At 40.9% G+C, this 12,002-nt stretch carries 12 protein-coding genes; 11 read left to right on the top strand and 1 reads right to left on the bottom strand.

The genetic code is table 11. The annotated features are described in order from the left end of the window. Positions 1-10 precede the first annotated feature (10 nt). The 11 genes from kynA to MKX49_RS05030 all read left to right on the top strand — a co-directional run bounded on the left by kynA (position 11) and on the right by MKX49_RS05030 (position 10,390). Complete coding sequence (kynA, locus tag MKX49_RS04980) at positions 11-856, top strand: tryptophan 2,3-dioxygenase (RefSeq protein ID WP_340875380.1); 846 nt, start codon at positions 11-13, stop codon at positions 854-856. 14 nt (positions 857-870) lie between these two features. Next, positions 871-1,497, top strand: a complete 627-nt coding sequence (gene kynB, locus MKX49_RS04985) for an arylformamidase (RefSeq protein WP_048682948.1) — start codon at positions 871-873, stop codon at positions 1,495-1,497. Between the two features lie 16 nt (positions 1,498-1,513). Continuing rightward, positions 1,514-2,167, top strand: coding sequence for a nicotinate (nicotinamide) nucleotide adenylyltransferase (gene nadD, locus MKX49_RS04990; protein ID WP_340875385.1), 654 nt, complete (start codon positions 1,514-1,516; stop codon positions 2,165-2,167). Positions 2,168-2,434: 267 nt separating this feature from the next. Continuing rightward, entirely contained in the window at positions 2,435-3,466 is a 1,032-nt protein-coding gene (locus MKX49_RS04995; RefSeq protein ID WP_340875389.1) for a sulfate ABC transporter substrate-binding protein, read from the top strand. A gap of 69 nt (positions 3,467-3,535) precedes the next feature. Then, positions 3,536-4,375: a sulfate ABC transporter permease subunit CysT gene (gene cysT, locus MKX49_RS05000; protein ID WP_340875391.1), complete on the top strand. Its 840-nt coding sequence runs from the start codon at positions 3,536-3,538 to the stop codon at positions 4,373-4,375. Between the two features lie 10 nt (positions 4,376-4,385). Then, a complete protein-coding gene (gene cysW / locus MKX49_RS05005) occupies positions 4,386-5,270 on the top strand; it encodes a sulfate ABC transporter permease subunit CysW (protein ID WP_340875393.1) in 885 nt (294 codons plus the stop codon). 10 nt (positions 5,271-5,280) lie between these two features. Then, the gene (locus tag MKX49_RS05010) at positions 5,281-6,345 is read left to right on the top strand and encodes a sulfate/molybdate ABC transporter ATP-binding protein (RefSeq protein WP_340875395.1); all 1,065 of its coding nucleotides are present in this window, start codon (positions 5,281-5,283) and stop codon (positions 6,343-6,345) included. A gap of 514 nt (positions 6,346-6,859) precedes the next feature. Next, positions 6,860-8,260 (top strand): C40 family peptidase, encoded by a 1,401-nt coding sequence (locus MKX49_RS05015; RefSeq protein ID WP_340875397.1) that lies wholly within the window; start codon positions 6,860-6,862, stop codon positions 8,258-8,260. Between the two features lie 198 nt (positions 8,261-8,458). Next, positions 8,459-8,893 (top strand): hypothetical protein, encoded by a 435-nt coding sequence (locus MKX49_RS05020; RefSeq protein WP_340878474.1) that lies wholly within the window; start codon positions 8,459-8,461, stop codon positions 8,891-8,893. Continuing rightward, positions 8,881-9,180, top strand: a complete 300-nt coding sequence (locus MKX49_RS05025) for a YxcD family protein (RefSeq protein ID WP_340875400.1) — start codon at positions 8,881-8,883, stop codon at positions 9,178-9,180. The genes MKX49_RS05020 and MKX49_RS05025 overlap by 13 nt, the downstream gene beginning before the upstream one ends. 235 nt (positions 9,181-9,415) lie before the next feature. Then, entirely contained in the window at positions 9,416-10,390 is a 975-nt protein-coding gene (locus tag MKX49_RS05030) for an aldose 1-epimerase (protein WP_340875403.1), read from the top strand. A gap of 39 nt (positions 10,391-10,429) precedes the next feature. Here MKX49_RS05030 and MKX49_RS05035 read toward each other — a convergent pair whose 3' ends face one another. Beyond that, positions 10,430-11,818 carry an amino acid permease gene (locus tag MKX49_RS05035; RefSeq protein ID WP_323599119.1) on the bottom strand — a complete coding sequence of 463 codons (1,389 nt, stop codon included), beginning with the start codon at positions 11,816-11,818 and terminating at the stop codon, positions 10,430-10,432. Positions 11,819-12,002: the final 184 nt, after the last annotated feature.

Below are 12,002 nucleotides of genomic sequence, written 5' to 3' on the forward strand. Positions count from 1 at the left end.
GAGGGATGGTATGGATAAGGGTCCAAGAGATGAACATCGTTTGGAAGAAAGTATGGTAACTGATTTTGAAAAAGATATGTCCTATGGGGACTATCTGCATTTAAATCAAATTTTATCAAGTCAGCATCGGCTTTCCGGCCATCACGATGAAATGCTGTTCATCATCATTCATCAAACAAGTGAATTATGGATGAAATTGATCATCCATGAATTGACTGCGGCAACTGATCATATTGTGGCAGGACATTTGGAGCCGTCCTTTAAGATGCTATCCAGAGTGGCCAGGATCCAACAGCAACTAGTTCAATCCTGGAATGTGCTTTCCACCTTGACGCCATCCGATTATATGGAATTCCGGGAGAAACTAGGAAACTCTTCAGGGTTTCAATCATTTCAGAACAGGTTGATAGAATTTGCGATGGGTCAAAAGAATTCGCAAATATTGGCCGTTTTCCGTCATCAGCCTGAGCTTCATGAGTCGATGATGGCAGCCTTGAATAAACCTAGTATTTATGATGCGGCTATAGGGGCTTTGGCTGCAAGGGGGCTTCCCATTGATCAATCGGTATTGAACAGGGACTGGTCTGTCATTTATCAGGAAAATGCAAGTGTTGAAAGCGCGTGGCTGACCGTTTACCGTGATGTGCATAACTACTGGGATTTGTATGAGCTGGCCGAAAAACTCGTTGATATTGGAAGTCAACAACAATTCTGGAGATTCAATCATATGAGCACCGTAGAACGTATCATCGGCAATAAAAAGGGAACTGGCGGATCGTCCGGTGTAAGTTATCTGAAGAAAGTGGTCGAACAGCCATTTTTTCCTGAGCTTTGGACATTAAGGACCAAACTGTAAGGAGGGGTGAACACATGAATCAATGGTTAGATATTTCTCAGCGCCTCAATGAAAATACGCCATACTGGCCAGGAGATACGCAATATTCATATCGGCTGAATTCATCAATGGCTGAAGGGTCTTCCGTCAATGTAGGGGAAATCCGGATGAGTACACATTTAGGAACTCATATTGATGCTCCCTATCATTTTGATGAGAATGGAAAAAAAATCATCGAACTCGATCTTGATTTATATATTGGCACTGCTACCGTAGTAAAGGTGGATGCAGCTGAAAGCATTGGCATTAAAGCTTTTGAAGGCATCGAATTGACAGGGGTCCGGCGGTTGTTGGTGGCAACAGGTCAATGGAAGGACCTTAGCCGTTTTCCGGAATGGATTCCACCGGTTGAACCAGATTTAGCTCCCTTCCTTGCAAATAAAGGGGTTAGGCTCCTTGGGCTTGATTTACCTTCAGTCGACTGTCTCGACAGCAAAGAATTGCCTGCCCACAATAAACTGTCAGGCTGTGGAATTCATATCCTCGAAGGGCTGGTCCTTGATGGACTGGAGCCTGGGCTGTACGATTTGGCTGCATTGCCGCTGGCATTGGAAGCAGGGGACGGGAGCCCGGTCAGGGCCGTGGTGAAAAAGAAAGGCTGATGAGGGGGATAATAGGATGGGCAAAATTGGGATTTACGGATCTTCCTTCGATCCGGTCACGAATGTGCATTTATGGACAGCATCCACCATTGCGCATCGTGCTAAGCTGGACAAGGTGATTTTTTTACCATGCGCAAATGGCCGTATCGATAAACAGATGAAAACAAGCAATGAACACCGTTGGCAAATGCTCGAGCTGGCAATAGGGGGCAACCCGATATTCGAAGTCAGTGATTATGAAATGAATGAACGTGCCGGAACGGGTAAACAATATACTTGGTATACGATGGAATATTTTAAATCACAATTTCCAAAAGACGAAGTTTACTTCATAATGGGTGCAGATTTACTTGAAGATATTGATAATCAGGAGCTGCCGGTACACTTACGATGGAAATTCAGGGAAAAATTGATTGCCAATCATAAATTCATCGTCATGGCTCGGAATGGAATCGATATGCTGAAAATCATATCCAAAAGTCCATTGCTAAGGAATTATGATGATGGCAATACATTTCACCTTATTGATAAAGGCCTTTCCATGGAAATCAGTTCTACATATATAAGGGATGAATTTGCAATGGGCGGGGAACCACGATATTTACTGCCCGATAAGTGTTATCAGTATATCGTGGAAAATAAGCTTTATCAAAAATCATCAAATTCATAATTGTTGGCAAAGTATTAAAAAGGGTTCGATCTCCCCGGTGGATCGAGCCCTTTTCGTTTAGGGAATTTTTCAACCTGCAAAATGTGAATGAATTTAATTAAAGGGACATGCAATACCTAGTTGACAACTTGGTAAACTTTGCTTTATGGTAAGGATATACAAAAATCAAAATAATTGCTGATCAGAGAACTGAAGGCATACTATCTCCCGAAAAATAATTGAAGGGAAATAGAATGCCTTTTTTGCTGTAAAAAGAGGGGGAAGCTCATGAAAAAGTTGATGTTATTGACAAGTTTGATTTTAGCCTTCGGTGTACTTGCTGGATGCAACTCGGAAAAAACGAAAGGGGACGGAACATCGAAGTCAGTAGAGCTTTTGAATGTGTCATATGATCCGACAAGGGAATTGTACCAGGAATTCAATGAAGCGTTCGTGAAGCACTGGAAAGAAGAATCAGGTCAGGATGTAACGATACAACAATCACATGGCGGATCTGGTAAACAGGGCAGGGCTGTCATTGACGGATTGGAGGCGGATGTCGTTACATTGGCATTGGCTTATGATATTGATGCCATTTATGAAGCTAGTAACCTATTAGCGAAGGATTGGCAAAAACGTTTACCGGAGAACTCGACACCATATACATCAACGATTGTGTTTTTGGTGAAAAAGGATAACCCTAAAGGCATTAAAGATTGGGATGATCTGACTAAAAAGAATGTATCCGTCATTACGCCAAACCCAAAGACAAGCGGAGGGGCAAGGTGGAATTACCTGGCTGCCTGGGCTTATGCGGAGAAAAATTTCGATAATGACGAAACAAAAGTGAAGGATTTCATGAAAAAACTTTATCAGAATGTTGAAGTCCTGGATTCAGGGGCCCGCGGTGCAACGACCACTTTTGTGGAAAGGGGAATCGGTGACGTACTGATCGCTTGGGAGAATGAAGCCTATTTAACACTGGAAGAATTCGGTGATGACAAATATGAAATCGTCAACCCTTCAATCAGTATATTAGCAGAGCCACCGGTAGCTGTTATCGATGAAGTGGTCGAGAAAAAAGGAACAAAGGAAGTGGCCGAAGCCTACCTGAAATATCTGTATACGGATGCCGGTCAGGAAATTGCCGCGAAAAACTTCTATCGTCCAAGGGATGAGAAGGACCTCGCTGAATATGGAGACCAATTTGCCAATATCGATATGGTGACTGTTGATGATACATTTGGCGGTTGGAAAAAAGCCCAGGAAACACATTTTAATGATGGTGGCACATTTGACGAGATTTACCAACAGCAGTAAGCATGAAGGAGAAGGTGTGGCTTTAACATCTTCTCCTTCATAAATCAGAAAAAGGGTTGAGGCGAAGCGATGAATATAGTGACTGAAGGTAAACAGACGAAAAAGAGGACCATACCCGGTTTTGGATTGACGATGGGTTTTACGCTGCTGTATCTCACCATCATCGTTTTGATCCCGTTATCGATGGTTTTTCTAAACACATTTTCAATGGGGTTCCAGGATTTTTGGGCGACCATAACTGAACCGAGGGTTCTCGCTTCTTATAAATTGAGTTTCTTGACAGCGTTAACTGCGGCCATTGTTAACGCAGTTTTTGGTGTATTGATTGCCTGGGTGCTTACTCGTTATGAGTTTCCCGGCAAAAGGATCATCGATGGACTGGTTGATTTGCCTTTTGCCCTCCCGACTGCCGTTGCAGGGATTACGTTGACCACCTTGTATTCACCGAACGGATGGATCGGGCAATTTTTCAGCTTTAAAGTCGCTTTCACTCCCGCAGGGATCATCATCGCCCTTATATTTATCGGTCTGCCATTCGTGGTGCGGATGGTTCAACCGGTGCTTGAAAATATCGAAAAAGGGATGGAAGAAGCATCTGCCTCTTTAGGGGCGAATCGAATGCAGACATTCATTAAAATCATCTTCCCGGTATTGATCCCTGCGATATTGACGGGTTTTGCCCTTTCTTTTGCGAGGGCACTTGGAGAGTATGGATCCGTTGTCTTCATTGCAGGAAATATGCCATTTAAAACGGAAATTTCCCCGCTGATCATCATGACAAAGCTTGAACAGTATGATTATGAAGGTGCAACAGCTGTTGCAGCCGTCATGCTCATTATTACATTTATAATTTTGTTCACCATCAATATCTTACAATGGTGGACCGGCAAAAGATATTCAGGGAAGTAGGGGGGATATGATGGAACATGATAATTCAGTGGTTGCAAAAGCGAATCACCCAGTCATTATTACGAGAAACGCAACTAAAGAGCCTAAATCCATACAGTGGATCCTCATTTCCATTGTATTGCTATTTCTCACTTTGTTTTTAGTAGTCCCATTAATCGCAATCTTTGTAAAAGCCTTTGAAAAAGGTGCCGAAGCTTATTTTGCGGCCATCGCCCATCCTGATGCCGTGGCTGCGATTAAGTTAACATTGATCGTTGTCCTCATCACCTTGCCGCTCAATGCCATATTTGGAGTGGTTGCCGCTTGGACCATAACAAAATATGATTTCAAGGGAAAAAACTTCTTAATAACATTGATAGATTTGCCTTTTTCCGTATCACCGGTCATTGCCGGGTTGATTTTTGTCCTTCTGTTCGGCTTACATGGGGCACTTGGTCCACTGCTGCAATCTTTTGACATTAAAGTGATCTTTTCAATACCAGGGATTGTCATCGCCTCCATTTTCATTACCTTCCCATTCATTGCACGCGAATTGATCCCGCTCATGCAAAGTCAGGGGACGTCTGAAGAAGAGGCCTCACTCACGCTGGGTGCGGGAGGGTTCAAGACATTTTGGTATGTGACGCTTCCCAATATAAAATGGGGACTTCTATATGGAATCATCCTTTGTAATGCCAGAATAATTGGGGAGTTTGGAGCTGTATCGGTCGTATCGGGACATATACGGGGCATGACCAATACGATGCCGCTTCATATTGAAATCTTATACAATGAATATCAATTTTCGGCCGCTTTTGCTGTTGCATCCCTGATGTCCATCTTTGCAATCATAACGTTGATCATTAAAAGCTTCATAGAATGGAAAACGGACTATAAATCGACCAAAGCAAGTTAGGAGGAATGAAATGAGTATCATCATTGAAAATGTTACAAAATATTACGGGTCCTATCAAGCACTCCAAAACATCGATTTGGAAATAAAGAGCGGTGAACTCGTAGCCCTGCTTGGCCCTTCCGGATCTGGAAAAACGTCATTACTGCGTATCATCGCGGGCCTTGAACTGGCAGAGAGCGGAAAGATCCTCTTCAATGAAGAGAATTATACGCATAAGCATGTAAAAGATCGAAATGTGGGTTTCGTCTTTCAGCATTATGCCCTTTTTCGTAATATGACGATTTTTGATAATATCGCCTATGGATTAAAGGTTCGCCCCAGAAAAACAAGGCCCAGTAAAGAAGTTATCGAACAAAAGGTTACCGAATTGCTTCAGCTCGTCAAGTTGGAAGGATATAAAGATCGTTATCCATCGCAATTATCAGGCGGCCAGCGCCAGCGTGTCGCATTGGCAAGGGCACTTGCCGTTGAACCGAATATCCTTTTGCTTGATGAACCATTCGGTGCATTGGATGCCAAGGTTCGCAAAGAACTTCGTCGTTGGCTAAGAAGACTTCACGACGAATTCAATGTAACGAGCGTGTTCGTGACACATGATCAGGAAGAGGCGATGGATGTTGCTGATCGGGTCGTAATCATGAATGAAGGGAAAATTGAACAGATTGGAACCCCGGAAGAAGTATATGATCACCCTGAAAATCCCTTTGTTTATGATTTTCTAGGCAGTGTCAATTTATTCAAGGGCAACGTGCATAAAGGGAAATTGGTTACTGGCAATGTAGAAATGAATGCCCCGGGCAGTGAAGATGGAGCGGGCACCGGTTATGTAAGGGCTCATAACTTTATCATAGAAAGAGAACCAGCGGAAAAGGATTCGATCGCATCCATAATTGACCACATCCATACAATCGGCCCCATCGTCCGGATAGAAGTCATTCGTCAGGATACAAACGAACCGCTTGAAATCGAACTGACGAAGGAACAATATATGAATCTGGAAATAAGCAAAGGGGAAAGGGTATTCGTCCGACCGAAAGAATTGAAAGTTTTTGTCGACTTTATGGCCGGAATTTAAGGGTGGGTCGAATATTGTCGAAAAAACCGCTGATGAGCGGTTTTTTTTATGGGACTGCCAGCGGACCTTCCCGTATGGAGGGTAAATGAACTGTAATCTGTTCCAAAAGGGCTACCGTGCATTCACAGGTGGTAAGTTTTTGTCTGCCAATAGTCCATGGTCCCTTGGTGCTAAACACTAGATAGAAAGTCTTGCATCAAAATTTGAAGGTGATTATGTAAGATATTGGATGTTTTATCACGTGAAAAAGTCGAATCTTTATGTTTAATGTTAAAATTGAAATATAATTGTAATATTGTTATCACGTATTTGACAAAATCTGATGATATACTACGACTTAGATGAAAACATAGTAGAGTTTAAGAAATGTATTTAATATTATCTCAACCTTAGAAGATTACATAAAGAGTAAAAAAAATAGAGAAGAGTTCCCAGCAATTTATTTTGACTAATCATTTTTCATAGAGAAAAAGAAGTAGGTCGATGGAAATGCAAGGGGAGGAAAGCAGGGGAAATGAGTTTGAAGAAAAAACTTATCGTATTGAACACGACAATTATGCTTGGATTAGGAAGCGCTTTTGCCATACCGTCTGTAAAAGCTGAATCTATCACGGATATTCAATCGCAACGTACAGGAATACAATCAGATATTTCAGAGGCAGAACAAGTTATTCAGCAATTGAAAAAAGAACAATCGAAAATGAATGCCCATATTGCCCAGATCGAATCGGCAATGAAAGAAAATGATCAAAAAATCAAAGATACTAAACAAGAAATTAAAGACACCGAAAAAGACATAGAATCTTTAAAGAAAGAAATTAAAGCGTTGGAAGAAAGAATCGCAAAACGCGAGGAAGTCTTGAAAGAGCGCGCACTTTCTTTCCAAGAGAGCGGCGGGGACGTTGAGTACCTGGAAGTTGTTTTAGGTTCTAAAAGCTTTGGTGAATTCGTTAATCGTGTTGGGGCGGTAGCCACTATCGTGGAAGCTGACCAACAGATTCTTAGCGAGCAGGAAGCGGATAAAGCTGACTTAGAGAAAAAACAAGCGACCGTTGAGAAGAAATTGCAAAGCCTTAAGGATATGGAAGTAGAGCTTAAAGGCATGCAATCGCAAATTGAAGATCAAAAAGCTGAAACTGTCAATATGAAGGCTAAGATCGAAAAGAAAGAATCTGAAACAGAGGCGCTTAAACAATCTTTAGAGAATAAAGATGCTGGTCTAGAAGCACAAATAGCTTCCATTCGTGAAAATATCAAAAAAGAGGAAGAACGTAAAGCATCGGAAAAAGCAGATCTTGACCGTGCTGCTGAAGAAGTGAATTCTTCAAATGCTTCCAGTGAAGAATCATCAAGTTCTTCCAGTGAAGGATCATCAAGTTCTTCTAGCGAAGAATCATCAAGTTCGTCTAAAGGAGAGGCTTCGGCAAAAAATTCGTCTAAAGCTGAATCATCTTCAAATTCTTCTAAAAACAGTTCTGCAGCTAAACCTGCAGCAAGTAAAACTGAAGCATCAAGTAAGCCAAGCAGTGCAAATACAGGCTCTGCCATTACAGCAGGTTATAAATATATCGGTAACTCCACGTATAAATTTGGTGGCGGAAGAACGGCATCCGATATCGCTAACGGTCTTTTCGATTGTTCAGGATTCGTTGCATGGGCTTATAAACAAGCTGGTGTGAACCTTCCAGCCAGTACGGATGCATTGAAAGGTGCAGGACGTCAAGTATCTAGCAGTCAAAAACAACCTGGAGATTTAGTATTCTTCAATACCTATAAAACTGATGGGCATGTCGGTATTTATGTCGGCGGCGGCAAATTTATCGGTTCCCAAAGTTCAACAGGTGTTGCAATTGCCAATATGGATAGCGGATATTGGGCAAGTAAGTTCAACGGCCGTGTCGTTCGTGTAAACTAATAGTTCAATAATAAGCAGGGGAGAAAATGCCCCTGCTTATTTTTTTGAAAAAAATCAAAAAAAAATGAAACTTATTTTGAATTTCAACGTAAATACTATAAGATAAAACAAGGATAGGTGATGTGGACTTTCAGTTAATCTGGGAAAAGATATAATGAAACAACATTCCATACTATTAAACGGAGGCAAAAAAACATGATGAAAAAATTTATGGCTGCATTACTTACAATTACACTAGCATTCTCGCCAGTCGGCACGTATGTATTCCAGGATCATACGGAGTCAGTCGATGCAAGGGGTTACAAGTCCGGAAAAAGAAGCTTTAACAGCAACAACAATAATAATTCGAATTTCCAAAATAAAGAAACGAAGAAATCCGATGCCACTACTGCCAATAAAGCCAAGAGTGGAAACACATTCGCAAAAGGCGGCTTAATGAAAGGACTTATGCTAGGAGGATTGGCAGGTTTACTTTTTGGTAGCCTATTTGCCAATATGGGAATGCTTGGTTCTATACTTGGTCTATTAATCAACGTGATGGCGATTGTAGTATTAATCGTTGTAATCCGTAAAATATTCACATATTTCAAAGATAAGAAGAAGAAAGAAGATCCAAACCCATGGAGAGGCTAAAAATTTCCGAACAAGATATCATCAATGCGGTTTGTGTTTACATTGCCCGTAAAAAGCAGGTACAACCTAATGAGGTGGAAGTGGAGTTAATGTATGATGATGATTATGGCTTTTCGGCGGAAACGTTTGTCGATGGCCGGAAACAAGTGTTAATCACCATCAACTTGATAGAAGCGCTTCGTTTATGGCTGGATGAATATATGAATAAAGATCCATACTCAGGTATTGAACTTGTTTTGGATGATGATGAAGGTATAGTGGCTTTGGTAAGTGAAAGTAATAGATAAGTAAAAAAGGATGCCGTTACGGCATCCTTTTTTATTTAAAAAGTTACAATTCGTCCGGGAGAAGGAAAAGGATAAAAGAAAAATAGAAAAATAGCAAAGCAAATTAAGCAAAATCCTCGATTACACATAATTTCAAACTTAGAAAGATTAAGGACGAAATATATTTTCCATTTGTTGCAAAAAATGGTCCGTGGAAGTAGGATGGATATATGTTCAAGTCAAAGGAGGAGAATAAGTGAAAGGGTACATAGAAGATATCACTTTTTTAAATGAAAAGGCCATAAAGTTCGGCAATGAAAAAGTGGAAGCGATACTTGCGCCATCTTTAGGAAGCAATCTGCTTTCGTTTAAGTACAAGCATAAGGATATTGAGGTGCTGCGAACTCCAGTTAGTCTGGAAGAATATAAAAAGGCTCCTATTTTATACGGAATGCCTATCCTGTTTCCTCCTAATCGAATTGAAGATGGTCAATTTACATATAAGGGGACTGTGTATAAGTTTCCGGTCAATGAAAGGGGAAAATTCAATCATATACATGGTTTTTTGCATGACAAGCCTTGGCAAGTGTGCAAAAAGGAAGTGAACGGGAAAGAAATCGTCATTAATACTGAATTTTCAAGCAGTGAATTTGATCTAAAAGATAGCTTTCCACAAGATATCACTGTGAATATGTCTTTATCTTTAAGGGCTGAAACATTGGAAATACAATTGGAAATCACCAACAAAGGCATTGAACCTTTTCCGTGGGGAGCAGGTTATCATACTGTATTCAATTTTCCATTTGGAGCAGTGAGTAAATGGGAGGATTGCAGAATATCCCTTCCCGTCAATAAACATTGGGAGTTGAATGAAAGATCATTGCCCACAGGTGTAATTCATGAAACGGCCAATACATTGGAAATCCAAAACGGTATTAGCTTGGACGGCCGGCAATTTGATGACTTATTTGGCTATGATAAGGAAAGAAATCCGGAAAACGAGTGCTTTCTCACTGATCAAGAGGCTGGCATACAAGTCATTTATCAAGGCGATCAACATTTTAAGTTTTGGGTATTGTTCAATCAGGAGGGGTTCGTTTGTCCTGAACCATATACTTGGGTAACGAATGCTCCTAATTTGGATTTGCCTGCAAAATTGACTGGATTGAGGGAGTTATGCTCAGGGGAAACGGTACAGCTGAAAACCAGATTGATTGTGAAAGAAATATAAAAAACACCTAGGCATTTAAAAATGCCTAGGTGTTTAAGGTTATGCTTTTTTTCTCATCCAGAGTGGGTATAGGATGATTCCGAATACATATAAGGCAATGCCAAGTATGAATGTATTCATATCGGCTGTACCTGTCTTGATGACCCAGATCGAGTAGATTAACGCCAAGATTGTAATAATGCCATCACGTATCCTTGAGCCTTTCATGATGTCATAGGTTTCCCCGGTCATCACCAGTTTCAATTGATACAGAACGGATGCAAGGTACGGGATCAAGTAAGCAAGTGTAGCGACGATCATCGAAAATTTATAAGCCTCCAAAATCGTACCTGAAATAGTGGAGAATAAGAATATCTGTGTCATGATATTTGTTATAGTCATAGAACGGACAGGTGTGCCATTTTTGTTTGCTTTCGCAAAATAGGCCGGGAACAAGTCCGATTTCGCTGCCTGGTAAGGAACTTCCGAGGCAACGACAATCCATCCGATCGTCGATCCCAATAAGGAAATGACGGCAAGAGCAGCCATTATATACGTGCCGCTTGAACCAACTACTGCTTGTAGTGCGTCAACAAGCGGTTTTTGTGATATTTTCAACTCGTCTTGTGATATGGCACCCATCGTCAATAAAGTAATGCCGATATAAATGGCAACAGCGATAAGTAAACCAAGAATCGTCGCTTTCTTTACATCATTTTGTGACTTGGCACGGTTTGAAAGCATGACGGCAGCTTCGATACCGATGAAGGCCCATAATGTTGAAATGGCAGCAGCGTTCACTTGATCTCCTAAAGAGATTGCAGTTCCCGCCTTATCATAAAATTCAGCTCCGTTTCCTAGATTGGAAGTATCGAAGATGAATATCGTGATAATGATGAAAAATAAGAATCCAAGCACTTTGGTAACTGTAGCAAAAAGATTCATTTTCCCAGCACTGTTAAAACTTCTTACCAAGATTGCTTGAATCCCCCAAAGGGCAGCGGAACATACCGCAAACGTTAATGCTTTACCTAGTTCAAGTTGAAACGAACCCGCTGTATAAATCACTTTTGGACTATGCATCACAGGGAAAAACGTTGATAGATAACCAGCAAATGAAATGATGACAGAAGCTGTCGCAGCCCAATTCGCAGCCCAATACCCCCAAGCCATGCTATACCCTGAAACTCTTCCTTTAACAGGAGATTTAAATAATGATTGGGCATAACTTTGCGGTCCAGCCTTCAAATCAGGTTTCCGGACTGCCAGGTTACCAAACACCAAAGCAATTAGAAAAACTCCAAGTCCAGTAACGATCCATGCAAATGTGGCCCCTAACGGACTGGATACCTGTGCTAATTGAGCAGGGAGCATGAAAATTCCGCCGCCGACCATATTTCCAATTACGAAAGTGGTCAAAATCAATAAACCCCATTTTTTATTTACCATTTATATCGAACCTTTCTTAAATACAAAGTGTGTGTTAATACCGACAACTTATACTAAAATAGTATATCTCAAATAGTTTAGTTTGGTAAAGTGGTAAATAAGTAAAATGTAAAAGGCGGACTAATCAGAAAATTTAAACACAGGATTGACAAAAGGATAAAATTGGATTATATTAGTAAATACC

The sequence above is a fragment of the Peribacillus sp. FSL M8-0224 genome (assembly GCF_038003055.1).
Lineage (GTDB): Bacteria > Bacillota > Bacilli > Bacillales > DSM-1321 > Peribacillus > Peribacillus frigoritolerans.